Source organism: Allobosea sp. WAO (assembly GCF_001509835.1).
GTDB lineage: Bacteria > Pseudomonadota > Alphaproteobacteria > Rhizobiales > Beijerinckiaceae > Allobosea.
On sequence record NZ_JXTJ01000002.1, the window covers coordinates 86,831 to 102,262 of the forward strand.

Genomic DNA, 15,432 nt, shown 5'->3' on the forward strand with positions numbered 1-15,432 from the left:
CAGCCCCTGGGGCGCGAGCCACTGAACTTGCTGCCGTCCGCACGGAACATACAGCGCCGATAGGCCGTTCCCCTCAGTGTGCGCCCATCACTGTCGGGAGAGTCAGCCATGATGTTCGTGGATCAAATACGAGAAGGACTCAAAGTCGTGGGTTCGGACGGCGCGCACGTCGGGACCGTCGATAGCCTTTCTGGTCAGCTGCTGAAGCTGAAGAAGATCGATCCTGCCTCAGGTGGGATGCACCACTACCTCGACATTGGGCTCGTGGTGGGCATCGAGGGCGACACGATCTCACTGATCATCCCCGCAGCCGAAGCCATGGAACGCTGGTCCAACGAAAGCGCCTAGCACTTGTCCCCGACCTTGACCCGGAGAACAGAATGACCCGAACCGTCTCGGATTTCATCTGGACCCGTCTTCTCGAATGGGGCGTTACGCGCGTCTACGGCTACCCCGGGGACGGAATTGGCGGCTCATCGCTGCCCTGCAGCGCCGCGAGAACGACATTGAGTTCATTCAGGTTCGTCATGAGGAAACCGCGAGTCTGATGGCTTCCGGCGAGTCTCGCTTTACTGGCAAGGTCGGCGTCTGTATCGCGACCTCGGGTCCGGGCGCCGTGCATCTTCTCAACGGGCTTTATGATGCAAGGCTCGATCACCGCCCGGTGGTCGCCATTGTCGGCCAGCAAGCGCGATCGGCGATTGGATCGCACTACCAGCAGGATCTGGACCTCCAATCACTCTTCAAGGACGTTGCTGGCGCGTATATCGAGACCGCGTCGGTCCCAGCTCAGGTCCCTCATCTGATTGATCGTGCTTTTCGGATCGCGCAGGCGGAGCGTCGCGTCACCTGCGTAATCTTGCCCAACGATCTGCAGCTCGAGCCGATGGTCGAGCCATCCCGAGAGCATGGCATGACGCATTCTGGGGTGGGGATTGAACTATCTCCGGTCGTGCCGTCATTGGATGCCCTTCAACGCGCTGCGGGCGTGCTCAATGCCGGCGAGAAAGTTGCCATTTTGGTCGGCGCCGGCGCGCTTGGTGCCACTGACGCAGTGTTGGCGACCGCCGAAAAGCTGAAGGCCGGGATTGCCAAGGCCTTGCTCGGGAAGGCTGCGGTGCCCGACGACGTGTCCTTCTGCACTGGGTCCATCGGCCTGCTGGGCACAAAGGCAAGTTGGGACCTGATGCAGGATTGCGACACACTGCTCATGGTCGGATCGGGCTTTCCCTATACCGAATTCCTCCCGAAGCCCGGCCAAGCGCGCGGCGTTCAGATCGACATCGACCCCGGCATGCTCGGGCTTAGATATCCGATGGACGTAAACCTCGTTGGCGATGCTGCCGCGACGCTTGAAGCACTGCTGCCGCTCTTGGAGCCGAAGTTTGCCGATGAGTGGCGAGCAGCGATCGAGGCAAATGTGAGCGAGAGCTGGCAGGAAGCCCGCGACAGCGCCCTTATCGAGGCATCTCCGATCAACCCCCAGCGCGTTGCCTCCGAGCTGTCTGAGCGACTGCCGGAAAACTGCATCGTCACCGCCGACAGCGGCACCACAACAGTCTGGTACGCACGGCATCTAAGATTCCGCCGGGGAATGATGGGCTCCGTCTCTGGCACGCTTGCGACGATGGGCTGCGCCATTCCCTATGCGATCGCAGCAAAGTTCGCGCATCCAGATCGCCCGGCAATTGCCTTGGTCGGCGATGGCGCGATGCAGATGAACGGCATCACCGAGTTGGTCACGATCGCAAAATACTGGAAGCGCTGGGCCGATCCGCGATTGATCGTTATGGTGCTGAACAATCGCGAACTGGCCTATGTCACCTGGGAAGAGCGCATCCAGGCAGGCGACCCCAAATGGCCGGCGAGCCAGGACCTTCCTGACCTACCCTATGCCGAGATCGCGAAGTTGATGGGATTGGGCGGCCGACGCGTCAGCGAGCCGGAGGAAGTGGGCGCCGCTTGGGACGAAGCGCTCGCGGCCGATCGCCCCTACATCCTGGACATGGTGACCGACCCCAACGTGCCCCCCCTCCCCCCGCACATAACCTTTGAGCAAGCGCGCGGGTTTGCAGGTGCAGTTGCAAGCGGCGATCCCGAGGGCGGCAACATCGTGAAAAGCACTGCCCGTGCGTTGCTCGGTACGCTGCTTCCCACGCCGAAAGGGCGCTGAGAGTCCAACCAGTCGTAAGGGGCAATGGTGCTGCGCGGTTGGTTCGAACGATGACGGCTACGCTCATGCACTAGGAGTTGCTCGACCAAGGCGGACTGAAACCGCCTCCCCTAGCGTCGATTTTGGATGAACTTGCCGCCGAGCGGATTCGTCTGAAAGGCCTGGGCATCGAACTCGGCAACGAGATCAAGGGCGATTATTCGAGGTCCGCGATCCGAATGGCAATCTCATCACGCTCGCTTCACCGCCTGCTCGCCCCTTCCCAATATAGGCACGTTTCGACGCGCGCCTCCGTGTTTCCTTGAACAAAACCAATGGAAGGTCCGAGAAATCGACTTTGTGGCCCTGCGCGCCCTCGGCGAAATGGAAATGTCCCTGCTCGAGGTTGCAAGACAGGATACTCCGAGAACACTTGTCATTTGACAGTGCATCTCGGGTACCGAGAGCTAAGCTGCCTGAATGAACCAGGTTGACGCAAGGCTGATACCGAAACTCGTCGATCGCTTCGGCGCACTCAGGGAAACCGTCGACACCGCGCTCGAGGCGTTGACCGCGGCGCCCGTCGATAGGCAAACCTTCACCGAAGCGCAGAGCCAGGCAATCGCCATCCTGCGCGAGATTGCAGCCCTACAAGATACCGAGGTTCGGAGCGACGACAGCGTTTGCGGAATGGCGCCGCCGTGAACGAAATGCCCTCTCGCGCCTGTCTAGGTTGGAACATGGAACGTAGTCGCGAAGAGTACATTGCAAGAGCACTGGCGCGTTCATCAGGGTTTGACCCTGACGAAGTGATTAGACCCGAAGTCCATCGGTCGAAATGCACATCGATGGGTCCAGCCACCGATCAGATGCCTGCATGGCGGCGGTTCTTGCCTGCCGCGCAAATGCACTGCAACACGCGCGATGCATTGGCAGATAGGCTAGCCCCCGCAAGGCGCGCCGCTCGACGGCCTTGGTCCTAGCGAAACCCAGGTAAGTCACGGCACTCACTGTCTGCCATCTGAATTTCCAGCATCGTGAAGCTCACGGGTGAACCGAACACGCTCAAACCCGGCGCCCGCGCATCTTCCACCAGGGCATTAATGAGCGCCTGCGCCTCCTCGACAACCATCTCGATTTGCCCGCTTATTTGCACGGCATCGGGCACGGCAAAAGCGCGATTACTTCGGCTACTCGCCAGCTGAGAGATCTGGTTTGCAAAGCCTGTCGCGGGCAGTTCGACCTTGTCAATCGGGCGGATCTGGTCGCTTCTGCCAGCCCCGCTGTCGCAAGAATTGTCCGTGCCGCAGCAAGATCATATGAGAGCCTGAAGATCCGCTGCTCGGCCGTCTCGGTGACGGCGACTCGAGATCAAAAGCGCCCTCGCGCTCATCTACCCGGGCCCTCGGTCGGCTGGCCAGGGTGTCCGCCCCAACTCACGTTTGACTTTCAGCATCTGCTGATGGTCGACAATGCCCTTCTGCGTCGCTTCATCATCAAGCCCATGGTTGCCCGCCCAAAGCGTCGCCGATCACCAACGGCCTAAGTCGCTCAGCGAAGCTGATGCTCACCACCCAACACTTGGATGATGGCAGCGGGTATCTCGATGACAGGAGTTGCGTGCCGCCTTAAGTCAAACTCGGCGATCGCTTCGGTCAGCGCGTCGAATTCGCGCTCCTCATCGGAGCCTTTTGCGCAGTTGATCAGCTCGGCAGCTCTGAGAACAGCGGCTCTGCGCTCGTTGGGAGAGGCAATCATCACGGTGTCGGCGATAGGCATAGCCACCTCCCCGCAGGATGCACCGCGGATAGGCTAGCGCCCTGCCCTCCGAATGACGAGTCCCTATCAATCGAAAACCTCCAGAGCTGGGGCCCGACGTAACGTCGAGCCCCAGCGTCTTCCCGTCGCAGCTTAGATCGACGGCCTCACGTACGGCGTCGCGTTGGCATCGAACTGGGTCCAACCCTCGCGTTCGTAGTCAGCGCGGCGCATCGAAATATCGACTGGCGTGGCACGATCCATGATCGCTTCGGCTTCGACGGCGCGCGCCTCTGAAGTGCGAACTGAGACTACGGAGCCGCCGCGCCGGACGCTTTCAGCGTAAAGGTGAGCGTCCTTCTCATCGACGCCGGCGCTGGTCATGGCGCCGATGATCCCACCTGCTGCCGCGCCAGCCGCGGCTCCGGCCGCAGTCGCGGCAAGCCATCCGGCCGCCACAACGGGTCCGATGCCAGGAATGGCGATCATGCCGAGGCCAGCCAGCAGCCCGGCGGCTCCGCCGACACCTGCACCAATGCCAGCGCCCTCGCCGGCATTGCTGTCGTCGACGTCATCGCCGCGGCGGCCGATCACGCTAATTTCGGAGTCCGAAAAGCCGGCCGCTCCGAGGTCCTCTACGACCGCGGTCGCGGCAGCATAGTCATCGTAGGATCGGGTGATTGTGCGGGTCATCGCAGTTCTCCTTTCAAACGCTGTCAGTGACGGGTGATGTTGCCGCGATAATCGACGCTCACGGTGACCGGCTGGCCGCCATGCGTGGCCGTGCCCTTCCAGACGCCATTGTCGTCCTTCTTGAGCTCGCTGATGGCGCTATAGCCATTGGCCTCGAGGCGGCTCTTGGCCTGCCCCTCAGTGAAGCTGTTGGCACCCGGCAGCGGGGCATTGGCATCGGCCGGAGCTGGGGTCGGTGCGGGCGACGTCGTCGAAGTTTGGGCGAACGCGCCCATCGACATCACCGAGGCAACAAAAGATGTGATGATGAGCTTTCTCATTACATTCCTCCCGAGAAGCAGGCCGTTGCGGCCGATGCTCATCAGAACCGGGAACGCAGAAATTTGTTCCAGATTGGAATGACTTACGCGCGCTGAAGTGCGCCTTCTACAGCGGGCCAACGCTCATCGCGTGCCAAACGAGAAAAATGTCAGGGTAGAAAGGACGAGGGCGATCAGGAACAACCAGAGTGACGCGGCGAAAGACATGAGTTGAGGCTCGAAACGACATCCCGTCGTCAACGCCCACTGCCATCTTGGGTTCCTCGGCAGCCATCGCTCACCTTGCCTCTTTAAATGAAGCGCCGCTCCACTATCTTCCCTGCCGAAGAGGAGGGGGACATGCCGTTTCGATCATTGACCGACCCGGTTGATGTGGCTCGAGCAATCGCAGTTGTCGATGATGTCTGGGCCCAGATTCGCTCATCATCATTTGAGCTTCTAGGAACAGAAGAGCAGGAACGAGAGCGGTTGAAGTTCATCGTGGCCAGCCTCGTCCCGATGGCACTCGACGAGCACGACCTGAAGGGGCGAGCATTTGCCCGATTCACGCAAAAGCCCGGAGCGGGAACCCTTATGGCTCAACAGAATAATGGTGACCTCATCACCCCGTGATGGGAGTAGCGCTTGTCCTCGCGGGGCGCCGCACCGAGCCCTGAAGGTTCGATCCAAAGCCGGTAGGTGTCCAGCCCTCCTACGCCGCAGCGGCCCTTGGATCGTCCAACGCTTAACGTCGCGACCTTGAATTGAGACTGGCGCCGAGCGCGCGTAAATTCGATTAGGTTTACTGGTCGTTTCGGTCTTGAGAACCGGGGCGATCACCCAGCGTCAGATAACGAGACACCGCCAGTTCCAGGGCATCGCGCTCTCGAGCCACCGGCGGGCTCTTAGGCTTACCCTCTAAGACGCGTAAACGGGCGATCGCTTCGCGGTACTGGGCCGCGGTGGAGATAATGTACACAGCGCGATCTGCGGCGTCGGAACCCTGCTCCATTTCTGCACACTCCCAAAGCGGGAAGGCATTTTCTCATTCGATCTGCGACAGCTCAATATCAAAAGACATTTGCCTGCACGAGTTGCGCGCGAAGAAAGGCAACTTAGGAGAGCTATCTTTTGCCTCGTGATCGCCGGCGTGGCGCTGCATGGGGCGACGGCCTGATGGGTCGTGCCGAGCGACATCTAGAAATCGCGTCGCTATCCGGGGGCAATCTTGCTAAGCTCCTGCAATGCGTTCTGTTCGTGAGACTCTAGGGCCAATGAGAGAGGTTATGACAAGCCTGCTCCAAACCCGGCCCCAGGCGATTTCCCCAAATCCTTCGCCCGTTCCTGAAAGCGAAAACGCAGACCTCGAGCTTCTTCACAAGATCAGCATTGAGTTGATCGGCGAATCCGATCGGGCGGAGCTTTATGGGAAGATTGTCGACGCAGCCGTCTCGATCTCCCGTTCTCAGTTCGGAACGATGCAGCTGCTCTGTCCGAAAGGCGATCCCTCCGGCCGCGAAGGCCATTTGCAACTGCTTTGCTATCGTGGATTGCCTCCTGAGGCGGTTGAGTTCTGGCAATGGGTCAAACCCACGGCGCACAGCAGCTGCACCTTGGCGCTTAAAGTCGGACAACGGGCAATCATTCCCGATTTCGAGGAATGGGATGACATTGTCGGCACGCCGGACCTCACTGCATTCCGACAGGCGGGTATCCGTTCTGCCCAGACAACGCCGCTGCTTTCTCGCAGCGGCAACCTGCTCGGCATGATTTCGACCCACTGGAGGACACCGCACTCCCCGTCGGACAGAGATCTGCGTTTGCTCGATATTTTAGCCCGGCAAGCAGCCGATCTGCTTGAGCGAACTATTACCGAAGAAGGTCTGCGCGCGCGAGAGCAGGAGCTGGAACGCGCATGCGCGGCGTTGCGTGAAAGTGAGCAGCTGCAAAAAACTCTGGCTGGCGAGATGAGCCACCGGGTGAAGAACCTGTTCGCCCTCGTCAGCACGATGATCCGGTTCGGCGCGAAAAGCGCCAAGAACAAGGACGATTTCTCAAAGAGCCTGTCGGGCCGAATTCAGGCGCTCGCCGAGGCACACCATCTTGTGCTGGCTGGAGAGGCGACGGCAACACCGCTCCAGCTTGAGCATATTGTCCGATCGGTAATCGAAGCTCATCAATCAGAGAACGGTCAGCGCTTTGGTCTGACGGGCTCAACAGTATCGATCAGGCCTGAATCGATCAGCGGCCTCGCATTGGTGGTAAATGAACTAGCCACCAACGCGATCAAATATGGCGCGCTCGCCGCCGACGAAGGAACCGTCGCGGTCTCCTGGAGCGCCGCGGACGACCATTTGTCGGTGCGCTGGGAAGAACGGGGAGGCGCAGCGATTGACGCTGTTCCGGAACGCATCGGCTTCGGCAGCCGGTTGCTGGATACGACGATCGTCCGCCAGTTCGGTGGGACGCTCTCGTACGACTGGCAGCGCGAAGGCGTGGTTGTCTCGATCACATTGCCGCTTTCGGCGGTCTCTGCGGTCAACGACGCCGCGCCCTAAAACCAGAACATCGGTTCCCGCACAGGCAAGCCTCTTGATAATCGAGGGAGAGCATCCACATACCATCCCATTGGATGGCATGAGGATGGGCCATGAAAGTTCCCGATAGCGAGAAGCTGACACTGAACCTGGGGTTCGTCGATCTTGGCCGCATCGACCTGCTGGTGCGAGATGGCTTCTATTCCAACCGGTCGGACTTCATTCGGACAGCGATCCGCAACCAGCTTTCGACCCATGCAGACGTCGCTGCGAAAGCAACAACGCGGCTTGCGCTGGAGCTTGGACTTCGGACCTTCACACGCCGGGACCTAGAGGCAGTGGTCGCCGCCGGGGAACAGCTCGAAATCAGGGTTCTTGGCCTCGCCGTCATCGAGGCCGACGTGCCGCCGGAGCTAGCGCGCAAAGCCATCGCATCGATCACGGTTCTCGGCGCCCTTCATGCCTCCGCAGAGATCAAGGCCGCTTTGGCCGACCGGCTCTCATGAACCCAAGGACAGCCATGAACCCTCGTTTTCACGCCGCCATCGGCGAAGCCATGACGCGCCTTAGAACGTCCGATGTAGCGGGAGCAACCAACGCGCTCCAACGCGCACTCTCAGGTCGACCCGTTCAAGAGGGGATGGATTCGCAGAGTCGTGCTCAAGACAGACCCGGCATCGAGCCATCGTCGACGCGCGGTCTCGAGACTGTGCTGGATCAGCTTCGGCGCCAGCGGGCGAGTTTCTTCAAGGACCGCCGGGCCGAGGCCTCTGTCGTCGAACAGCCCGATGACAGCGAGAATTTTCGCTCTCGCATGTTCCGATCGGTGATCGGCTCCTTGGCCTATAAGCTTTACGTGCCCGACGATTACGCCGGTCGACAGCTCACATTGATCATCATGCTGCACGGATGCACCCAAAACCCGGACGATTTTGCACGCGGGACCCGAATGAACGCCTTGGCAGACGAGTTTGGCTTGATCGTCGCGTATCCGCTGCAACCTAAATCGGCCAACGCACAGGGATGCTGGAACTGGTTTGACAGACGTCACCAGCAGCGAGGCGCAGGTGAACCGGCCCTCTTGGCCGGGCTTGCGCAGGAACTGGCTTCAGAATTCGCGATCGGTCGCAGCCGGATCTTCGCTGCCGGGCTGTCGGCGGGTGGCGCGATGGCGGACGTCCTGTCATCGGCTTATCCGGAAGTCTTTACGGCCGTCGGTATCCATTCCGGATTGCCTTACGGCGCAGCCAAAGACGTGATGTCGGCTTTTTCCGCCATGAAGGGGAATGGGAAGGCGTCGGCAAGGCGGGCTTCCACCGTCAGAAAGATCATCTTTCACGGGGAGGCCGATGCCACAGTTCATCCTTCGAATGGTGAGCGAATGTTCGATCTGGCGCGGTCTACGCATGGCCCGCTACCGGAGTATCAGATCGATGCGGTGATCAACGGGAAGCGCGTGACCCGCTCACTGATCGGACGGGGGCAGGATCACGCGCTCGCAGAACACTGGTTGATCCATGGCGGAGGCCATGCCTGGTCGGGAGGCGATCATCGTGGAAGCTATGTCGATGCGACCGGGCCCGATGCCTCGCGTGAGATGGTTCGCTTTTTCCTTCAGGCTTGAGGTCCGGCGCACCGTTGCTCGGCGTCGCACGTCAATCAGGCCAAGCACTCCGGGCCGCAGTTGAACGCCTCGACCAGGGCTCAGGCGCGGAAAAGGCGCGGACCCAAAAGGCGGGCGCTACCATCGCCGGAGATAGGCGCCGTCCAAGGCGCCCATGGCAGCGATGTATTGTCGATGAGGTGGAGCCGCACGGCTCTCTCAACCTTCCCCTTGGATCCGCGCAATCGGCGCGTGTCGCTTGCATGAGTTCATCTTACGATTCTTGTCCTGACTAGACATCAAGGAGAAGACAATGAACTTCTGGGACCTGTTCGGTGAGCCTCTTGCAACGACGAGCTCCGGCGCGAAACTTTATATGCTTTCTCATGAAGTAAATTCCAAATTTCCAGGCTCAGCCGCCTTGTCCGAGTTTGAAAACGGCCTGACTCTTGCCGAGGAAATGGACCGTCTCAAAGCTGACCTCTCCCGGCTGGAACGCGGATGGGCACCTAGTGCCGAGGATTTGGTCGACGCACCTATGCTCAAGGAATGGGGTATTCTGGATGCTGGAGAAGTGCTCCCGAGAATCGTCGGAGATATCGTCGGAGCATCAGCCATTGGCACCGCATTTGCTGAGGGCCAGCAAATCGCAACTCTGCAAGTGCTGGCAATCGACAACGAATTAGGTTGGGCTCGTGACCGGCGTGGCTTTTATCGCCTGGACGAAGAACCAACGGGCGAAGCGTAGGGCGGACAAGAGCCTCGGGAAAGCCCATGTGGAACGTATGGGAGGACCGCTGAGGTCGATCAACCAGGTCGGGGCAGAAGCCCGCGCTGGCCGCATGCCGCGTGACCCCGCACGCAACGAAACGAACTCAGCGCGCGTCAGTGGCTCCGCCCAGCTGCGCGCCAGCTCGACCGGCCAGGTGTCGAGAACAACGACCAGCGCGCCGGCCGGGAGCGTGGCGCCGTTAAATTGGAAGCGTCGCTCCTGGCGCCTAACTAGACTTTTGGCAATCTCGGGGGGAACTTACTCAAGTCGACTATTTTGATGGTTGCGCTCGACGCGTGCGACGGGACGTCAGCACTCAAATCGGCTCGGTCCGAATGATGTTTTTCTGCAGCGACCCCCTCGCGATCGTTGGGGTCGTATGGCGCGTGAGGGCCAGTCTCGTGGAGCGACCGTGGATTAGGGCCGGCGCGGTTTTCACTCTGCGTGCCCGGCTGACTACCGCGTTGCGGAGTCGCATAAGCGGCTGGGGCGTCTGTGTTTCGATCAGGTTTGTCGGCCATCGTTCGAACTCCTTCGAGCGATAACGACCGCCCCTGGGGCGAGGTTCCGGATAGTCTGCCAACCAAGAGAGCGGCCATCCGCGGGGCTCGCGCGGATCCGACACGCCTCGGAGAAGCGCAAACCGGCGATTTGGTAACTTCCAAAGCTAATGCGCTCGACCAAGAAAACGCATGAACTCGGCTGGGATCTCAACAAAGGCCTCAGCATCCTGCCGGATATCGAAATCCGCGATCGCTTCGGTTAGCAGATCGAACTCGCGCTCATCATCGGAGGCTTTGGCTGACGAAAGAAGCTCCGCGGCCCGAAGCACAGCCGTCTTGCGCTCTTGATAAGTCGTGATCGTGACGGCGTCGACGTTAGGCATGACACACCTCATCGCTACGCAACCCACAAGAGCACGCTACCGACCAATGATTGCCGTGACGAACCGTTTTGTTCGGCCGCTTCGGGACGGCGAGAAGCTCGTCGCTCCGGCAGCCGGGACCCGGTCTAAATCGCTAGCTGCCACCCTGGAGCAAGTCGATGGATCGGCCGGCGCGGGAACGCAGAAGAGTGCCTCGCGTTGCCACCTCTAGGATCGAAGAACCAGGGAGGACGACGTGACCGAAAAGAACAGTCCCGCGGTGAAAAGCCTCGAGCAGGAACAGAAGGCCCAGCGCAAGGAAGAGCGCGAAATGACGGCCGACCAAAAGCTGGAAAAGGCTTTGAAGGACACCTTTCCGGCGAGTGACCCGGTTGCCGAACAGGTACCCGTCACTCCAGGCGGCGCAGAGGATAAGCGATGATCAAAGCTTCATTCTCTAGCCTAGCGGGCGCGTGGATCGCGCACGATGTTGCTCAAGGTGAGATCCCCGAAAGCGTGGCCGTGCCCTTGACGTTGCTCGCATCTCGTCTGCCGACACCCGTTCTCGTTGCCGGTACGATCGCCTATGGGCTTTATCGCTTGAATATCGAGACGCGAGCCAGACGAGCGAAGGACGTCACACCCAGTCGGCCGTCGAAGTCGGCCGCGACGCCGACATCCTCGCATGCCCGTAGGAAGAAGCGTCCGACATGATCGGACCAACGTTTCTTTCGAGAGAAGCAGCGGTCGGAGCCTGTGATTGGCGGCGACGATGATATTCGCACAGCCATAACAACTTCCTCGATCCGGTACTGATGGAACGCTGGTCGTCGGTCGCCGTTGATGGCGCAACACGATCCGAGGCAACAGAATGCAAATTCGAACGACTACGACCCTAGTTTACGGCTTTGCCTTTCCAACCCAGGTGATCGGCAAGATCGAGGCAGCCCTGTCCTCTGATCAGACAGTGCTCTCCGAAGCACTCTCGGCGATCCCCTCGACAGAACTCGCACGCGATACCGGCCCCGACGGCGAGCGGAGCTTCCGGGCCTGTCTGTCCGGGGAAGTGACAATTTCGTACGAGGCCGTGGTCGACAACGGCACGCGCGCCCTCCTACCCTCGGCCGCCCGGCAGCACCTCTGGAGCGAACTTCCAGCCGACGTTCTGCCCTATCTGCTTCCAAGCCGCTTTTGCCCCAGCGACCAGTTCCAGCGCTTCGCATTGCGAGAGTTCGGTCAGGCGGAGGACGGGGTCGCTCGAGTCATGTCCATCATGGAATGGATTAATCGGCACGTAGATTATGTGTCCGGCGTCAGTACCGCCGAGACCGACGCCGCGCACACATTCACGGTCCGCGCCGGCGTATGCAGAGATTTCACCCACCTAGGCATTACGCTTTGCCGGGCGCTGTCCATTCCATCACGAGCGGTCAGTGCCTACGCAGTCGACCTGCAGCCACCTGACTTTCACGCGGTCATGGAGGTCTTTCTGAATAATCGATGGTGGCTCGTCGATCCGACCAGGCTCGCTCCGATCGAGGGGCTGGCCCGTATCGTACACGGGCGCGATGCCGCGGACCTTGCATTCCTGACGACCGACAAGCCCTGCCAACTGATACGCCAGAACATCCTGGCTGAAGCGATCTGAAGACAGTTAGGCGATGCGCCCCAAAATTCGGATAGGCAAGAGCTCGGAAATGGCGACGCATCGAGTCAATCAGCCTGCCACTTACGACATGACGTGACCGGCTCATCGCTCCCCGGCGAGCTGGCGGTGGATCGCCAACGACAAGGCACGCCACCAACTGCTTCACTCGCCGTTCAATTCGCGCCGATACCGGTACTGACGACGACCACCACAAACCTCCCTACGTAGCGGAGCAGCGTGGCAGCTGAGATCAGCTTCGCTAATTGGCAGCAACAACCGAGTCGCAGCGGCCCTACTGCTGCGTTCGTCTCAGTAGGCTGACGTCGTAACCGAGCGAAGCAGCTTGCTTCACTAACGTCGCGTATTGGCGGTCGCTAACCCTCGAAGAGCGGGTGAGTAGCCAAAGATTGCGCCCGGACGGCTCGCCGACAATCGACCACGAGTAATCGTCCGCACGATCCAGAACCCAATAGTCCCCCTCAAAGGGCCAGACGAACGTCACTTTGAGCTTCGAGCCATTGGAGCCCTCGACCATTTTCGCCGTAGCCTCGGCTGATCGGCTCACGCTGTTCACAGCGCCCTGCCGACAGGTGTTGACGACCCGCACGTTACCGTCGCGCTTCAGCGTGTACTCGGCGGTGACGCCCTCGCAATCCTTCTGGAAACTCGCCTCATACCGGGCCTGCTCAAACCACTTACCGAGATAGCGGTTGAGTTCGACCGATTTTTTGGGCTGTGGGACGTTTGCATTACCAACGGGGTACACCTCCGCAGGGTTGCAGCCGGCCAAGGCGAGCACCGCACCTGCGAAAAGAAGGCGAGGAAGAAAGCGCATTGTGTTCTCCAGCGGCGAGCCCTGGCGAAACGCTGGTTGCGTGTCGTGGTTCCAGAGCGTGCGACCGCCGTACAGCCGGAGCGCGGCGACACGGCCTCTAGGCAATGAAATCTCGTGTCGAATTCACGGCGCTCGGACGCAACATCGGACCCGTTCGCGAATTGGTGTCATGAACCCCTTGAAAGCGTCTCATGTCCCAATTGGTTATCCTGGTCGTCGAGGATGAGGCTCTTATCAGACTCGATGCTGTCGACACCCTGATGGAAGCAGGTCATCTGGTGCTGGAGGCTGCGAACGCGGACGAGGCCATTACGCTGTTGGAGAGCCGGATGGATATCGATGTCGTCTTCACCGATATCGAGATGCCGGGCTCAATGGACGGGATGAAGTTGGCTAGGGCCGTGCGCGACCGCTGGCCACCCGTAATGATTGTGGTGGCGAGTGGAAGAGTCGTGCCTGGCGCCGGTGAGCTCCCGGACAATGTGCCTTTCCTTCCAAAGCCCTACTCGCCGGCTGCCATGCTGAAGGCCGTCGCGGGCTAGTCGATCGAAGCGCTGATGTTACGCCGAAACATCTCCTCGTCGTCCGGCTTCCCGCTGATCTTGTCCTGATCGGGCAGTGGTGCGGTGATTGTGAAAACAACACCTGAGGGCAGGTACTGGATCTCGCCGAGACCGCCGAGTTCGGCGGCCAGCACCTTCTCGATCAGGCGTGTGCCAAACCCTCGTCGATTGGGCGTGCCAGCAACTGGTGGCCCCCCGACCTCCTTCCAATGGAACTCGATCATCTCGTCAGAGCCATGTCGCGTCACGTGCCAATCGACCACCACGTGACCGCCCGGCACCGACAGCGCTCCGTACTTGACCGCGTTGGTGCATAGCTCGTGCAGGGCAAGTACCATCGACATGGCTGCGCGTGGTCCAAAGCTGACATTCGGCCCGCCGACGCGGAAACGGTCTGAGCCAGGGATGTCGAACGACCCAATCGCGCTTGCAACAATCTCGGCGATTGTGGCGCTCTGCCAGTCCTCGCGGGTAAGTAGGTCGTGCGCCTTCGCCAGCGACTGCATGCGGGCGGTCAGAACCTCGGACGCCTCCTCAAGTGAAGACGAGTTGCGCATGGTCTGGGTGGCGATGGCCTGGATTGTTGCCATCGAGTTCTTGACCCGGTGCTTCAGTTCTGCGGTGAGCAGAATGCGCTGCTCCTCGTTGCGCTTGTTCTCCGTCATGTCGAGGGTTACGCCGGACATGCTGATGGGGCGCCCGTTGGCATCGTAGTACGGCCGGCCTCGGGCCATGATCCAGCGTGACTCGCCGGCGGGCGTCGTAATCCGGTACTCGTGCTCGTAGTCGGTGCGGCCCTCGATTGCTTCCGTTACGGATAGGCGCATCCTGGCGCGTTCGTCGGGAACGATCTGCTCCATCAGGTCGTCGTAGGTGAAGGGGGCTCCAGCGTCCCTGCCGAAATTGCGTCGACAGCTTTCAGAGGTTGTCAGTCGCATGTCCGTCAAGTCGAGCGTCCAGGCGCCCACTTTGGCGGCCTGCATTGTGAAGCGCAGGCGCTCCTCCGATTGCCGCAGCTCGCGCGTGCGGCGCTCGACCTCCATCTCCAGCTTGGCATGCTCTTGCTGCAGACGGACAAGCCGATCCTTCTCCAAGGTCACGTCGAACTGAGAGGCGAAGAAATAGGTAAGATGGCCGTCTTCGTCGAACACTGGAGAGATCAGCACGCGGTTGTAAAATCGCGACCCGTCCTTGCGGTGATTGATCAGATCCAATTCGATCTGAGCTCGCCGGGCGATAGCATCCCGTAGTCTGGCCACGTCGGCAAGATCGGTCTCAGGCCCCTGGAGGAAACGGCAGTTGCGCCCGATCACCTCTTGGCGGCTATAGCCCGTCAGCCGCAAGAAGGCGTCATTGGCGAAGACGATCGGATTGTCGGGTAGGTTGGGGTCGGTAATCAGCATCGGCATCCGGGTCGCGCGGACCGCGGATGCGAACGGGTCGGACGACTTGTCGACCATAGAAATTTCAGCGTCGATACGGTCGTGCTCGGACTCGGCGCTCATACTAGAAGGCGCTCCCAAAGCCTCATACCTAGGCGACCTCGCGCGCTCGCTCTATGTCTTTTGACGTAGGGCATTTTCGATCGCCCGTGAATGTTAAGATGTCGAAGAAGTAGCCCGGCATGCCAGTTGGCTTGCGATCAAATGGGCCAGCGCTTCGATGCGAACCACGAGATGGCTGCAACGGCCAGCATGCCCACCGTGA

17 protein-coding genes and 1 pseudogene are annotated in these 15,432 nt (G+C 60.4%); 11 read left to right on the forward strand and 7 right to left on the reverse strand.

The features are described 5' to 3' along the window. The first annotated feature begins 108 nt into the window (after nucleotides 1-108). The 3 genes and pseudogenes from DK26_RS01290 to DK26_RS01300 all read left to right on the forward strand — a co-directional run bounded on the left by DK26_RS01290 (nucleotide 109) and on the right by DK26_RS01300 (nucleotide 2,857). Nucleotides 109-348, forward strand: coding sequence for a DUF2171 domain-containing protein (locus DK26_RS01290; RefSeq protein ID WP_066467555.1), 240 nt, complete (start codon nucleotides 109-111; stop codon nucleotides 346-348). 32 nt (nucleotides 349-380) lie between these two features. Next, a pseudogene (locus tag DK26_RS01295) lies at nucleotides 381-2,173 on the forward strand (thiamine pyrophosphate-requiring protein). A 459-nt stretch (nucleotides 2,174-2,632) separates the two neighbouring features. Beyond that, the gene (locus DK26_RS01300; protein WP_066467557.1) at nucleotides 2,633-2,857 is read left to right on the forward strand and encodes a hypothetical protein; all 225 of its coding nucleotides are present in this window, start codon (nucleotides 2,633-2,635) and stop codon (nucleotides 2,855-2,857) included. Between the two features lie 274 nt (nucleotides 2,858-3,131). On the opposite strand, the gene DK26_RS01305 is transcribed toward DK26_RS01300, so the two are convergent. From DK26_RS01305 to DK26_RS01320, 4 genes are all read right to left on the reverse strand, one after another. Beyond that, entirely contained in the window at nucleotides 3,132-3,320 is a 189-nt protein-coding gene (locus DK26_RS01305) for a hypothetical protein (RefSeq protein ID WP_066467559.1), read from the reverse strand. A gap of 383 nt (nucleotides 3,321-3,703) precedes the next feature. Continuing rightward, nucleotides 3,704-3,931, reverse strand: a complete 228-nt coding sequence (locus tag DK26_RS01310) for a hypothetical protein (RefSeq protein ID WP_066467561.1) — start codon at nucleotides 3,929-3,931, stop codon at nucleotides 3,704-3,706. A 132-nt stretch (nucleotides 3,932-4,063) separates the two neighbouring features. Continuing rightward, nucleotides 4,064-4,603, reverse strand: coding sequence for a general stress protein (locus DK26_RS01315; RefSeq protein WP_066467563.1), 540 nt, complete (start codon nucleotides 4,601-4,603; stop codon nucleotides 4,064-4,066). A gap of 23 nt (nucleotides 4,604-4,626) precedes the next feature. Next, a complete protein-coding gene (locus tag DK26_RS01320; protein ID WP_083532904.1) occupies nucleotides 4,627-4,923 on the reverse strand; it encodes a PepSY domain-containing protein in 297 nt (98 codons plus the stop codon). 294 nt (nucleotides 4,924-5,217) lie between these two features. Between DK26_RS01320 and DK26_RS28835 the strand changes: the two genes are divergently transcribed. The 5 genes from DK26_RS28835 to DK26_RS01345 all read left to right on the forward strand — a co-directional run bounded on the left by DK26_RS28835 (nucleotide 5,218) and on the right by DK26_RS01345 (nucleotide 9,790). Next, nucleotides 5,218-5,535 carry a hypothetical protein gene (locus DK26_RS28835; protein ID WP_157089453.1) on the forward strand — a complete coding sequence of 106 codons (318 nt, stop codon included), beginning with the start codon at nucleotides 5,218-5,220 and terminating at the stop codon, nucleotides 5,533-5,535. A 653-nt stretch (nucleotides 5,536-6,188) separates the two neighbouring features. After that, the gene (locus DK26_RS01330) at nucleotides 6,189-7,460 is read left to right on the forward strand and encodes an HWE histidine kinase domain-containing protein (protein ID WP_066467569.1); all 1,272 of its coding nucleotides are present in this window, start codon (nucleotides 6,189-6,191) and stop codon (nucleotides 7,458-7,460) included. Between the two features lie 92 nt (nucleotides 7,461-7,552). Then, the gene (locus DK26_RS01335; protein WP_066467570.1) at nucleotides 7,553-7,945 is read left to right on the forward strand and encodes a CopG family transcriptional regulator; all 393 of its coding nucleotides are present in this window, start codon (nucleotides 7,553-7,555) and stop codon (nucleotides 7,943-7,945) included. 14 nt (nucleotides 7,946-7,959) lie between these two features. Continuing rightward, the gene (locus tag DK26_RS01340) at nucleotides 7,960-9,063 is read left to right on the forward strand and encodes a PHB depolymerase family esterase (protein ID WP_083532892.1); all 1,104 of its coding nucleotides are present in this window, start codon (nucleotides 7,960-7,962) and stop codon (nucleotides 9,061-9,063) included. 292 nt (nucleotides 9,064-9,355) lie between these two features. Beyond that, complete coding sequence (locus DK26_RS01345; RefSeq protein ID WP_066467571.1) at nucleotides 9,356-9,790, forward strand: hypothetical protein; 435 nt, start codon at nucleotides 9,356-9,358, stop codon at nucleotides 9,788-9,790. A 691-nt stretch (nucleotides 9,791-10,481) separates the two neighbouring features. On the opposite strand, the gene DK26_RS01350 is transcribed toward DK26_RS01345, so the two are convergent. Further along, nucleotides 10,482-10,700: a hypothetical protein gene (locus DK26_RS01350; RefSeq protein ID WP_066467573.1), complete on the reverse strand. Its 219-nt coding sequence runs from the start codon at nucleotides 10,698-10,700 to the stop codon at nucleotides 10,482-10,484. 235 nt (nucleotides 10,701-10,935) lie between these two features. On the opposite strand from DK26_RS01350, the gene DK26_RS01355 reads away from it, so the two are divergent. Together DK26_RS01355 and DK26_RS01360 are read left to right on the forward strand one after the other, a co-directional pair. Further along, the gene (locus tag DK26_RS01355; protein WP_066467574.1) at nucleotides 10,936-11,121 is read left to right on the forward strand and encodes a hypothetical protein; all 186 of its coding nucleotides are present in this window, start codon (nucleotides 10,936-10,938) and stop codon (nucleotides 11,119-11,121) included. 429 nt (nucleotides 11,122-11,550) lie between these two features. Then, complete coding sequence (locus DK26_RS01360; RefSeq protein ID WP_066467575.1) at nucleotides 11,551-12,327, forward strand: transglutaminase family protein; 777 nt, start codon at nucleotides 11,551-11,553, stop codon at nucleotides 12,325-12,327. A 292-nt stretch (nucleotides 12,328-12,619) separates the two neighbouring features. On the opposite strand, the gene DK26_RS01365 is transcribed toward DK26_RS01360, so the two are convergent. Beyond that, the gene (locus DK26_RS01365) at nucleotides 12,620-13,162 is read right to left on the reverse strand and encodes a lipocalin family protein (protein ID WP_066467576.1); all 543 of its coding nucleotides are present in this window, start codon (nucleotides 13,160-13,162) and stop codon (nucleotides 12,620-12,622) included. 191 nt (nucleotides 13,163-13,353) lie between these two features. Here DK26_RS01365 and DK26_RS01370 point away from each other — a divergent pair, with 191 nt between their 5' ends. Further along, a complete protein-coding gene (locus DK26_RS01370; RefSeq protein WP_066467578.1) occupies nucleotides 13,354-13,704 on the forward strand; it encodes a response regulator in 351 nt (116 codons plus the stop codon). Here the strand turns inward: DK26_RS01370 and DK26_RS01375 are convergent. Continuing rightward, nucleotides 13,701-15,230 carry a PAS domain-containing protein gene (locus tag DK26_RS01375; protein WP_083532893.1) on the reverse strand — a complete coding sequence of 510 codons (1,530 nt, stop codon included), beginning with the start codon at nucleotides 15,228-15,230 and terminating at the stop codon, nucleotides 13,701-13,703. The genes DK26_RS01370 and DK26_RS01375 overlap by 4 nt on opposite strands. Nucleotides 15,231-15,432 lie beyond the last annotated feature (202 nt).

What these genes read in the sequence shown, in the direction of transcription:
- DK26_RS01345 (WP_066467571.1), top strand. Translation starts at nt 9,356, where the DNA reads ATGAACTTCTGGGACCTGTTCGGTGAGCCTCTTGCAACGACGAGCTCC.
- DK26_RS01290 (WP_066467555.1), top strand. Translation starts at nt 109, where the DNA reads ATGATGTTCGTGGATCAAATACGAGAAGGACTCAAAGTCGTGGGTTCG.
- DK26_RS01320 (WP_083532904.1), bottom strand. Translation starts at nt 4,923, where the DNA reads ATGAGAAAGCTCATCATCACATCTTTTGTTGCCTCGGTGATGTCGATG.
- DK26_RS01360 (WP_066467575.1), top strand. Translation starts at nt 11,551, where the DNA reads ATGCAAATTCGAACGACTACGACCCTAGTTTACGGCTTTGCCTTTCCA.
- DK26_RS01315 (WP_066467563.1), bottom strand. Translation starts at nt 4,603, where the DNA reads ATGACCCGCACAATCACCCGATCCTACGATGACTATGCTGCCGCGACC.
- DK26_RS01335 (WP_066467570.1), top strand. Translation starts at nt 7,553, where the DNA reads ATGAAAGTTCCCGATAGCGAGAAGCTGACACTGAACCTGGGGTTCGTC.
- DK26_RS01365 (WP_066467576.1), bottom strand. Translation starts at nt 13,162, where the DNA reads ATGCGCTTTCTTCCTCGCCTTCTTTTCGCAGGTGCGGTGCTCGCCTTG.
- DK26_RS01330 (WP_066467569.1), top strand. Translation starts at nt 6,189, where the DNA reads ATGACAAGCCTGCTCCAAACCCGGCCCCAGGCGATTTCCCCAAATCCT.
- DK26_RS01340 (WP_083532892.1), top strand. Translation starts at nt 7,960, where the DNA reads ATGAACCCTCGTTTTCACGCCGCCATCGGCGAAGCCATGACGCGCCTT.
- DK26_RS01375 (WP_083532893.1), bottom strand. Translation starts at nt 15,230, where the DNA reads ATGAGCGCCGAGTCCGAGCACGACCGTATCGACGCTGAAATTTCTATG.
- DK26_RS01370 (WP_066467578.1), top strand. Translation starts at nt 13,354, where the DNA reads ATGTCCCAATTGGTTATCCTGGTCGTCGAGGATGAGGCTCTTATCAGA.
- DK26_RS01300 (WP_066467557.1), top strand. Translation starts at nt 2,633, where the DNA reads ATGAACCAGGTTGACGCAAGGCTGATACCGAAACTCGTCGATCGCTTC.
- DK26_RS28835 (WP_157089453.1), top strand. Translation starts at nt 5,218, where the DNA reads ATGAAGCGCCGCTCCACTATCTTCCCTGCCGAAGAGGAGGGGGACATG.
- DK26_RS01310 (WP_066467561.1), bottom strand. Translation starts at nt 3,931, where the DNA reads ATGCCTATCGCCGACACCGTGATGATTGCCTCTCCCAACGAGCGCAGA.
- DK26_RS01350 (WP_066467573.1), bottom strand. Translation starts at nt 10,700, where the DNA reads ATGCCTAACGTCGACGCCGTCACGATCACGACTTATCAAGAGCGCAAG.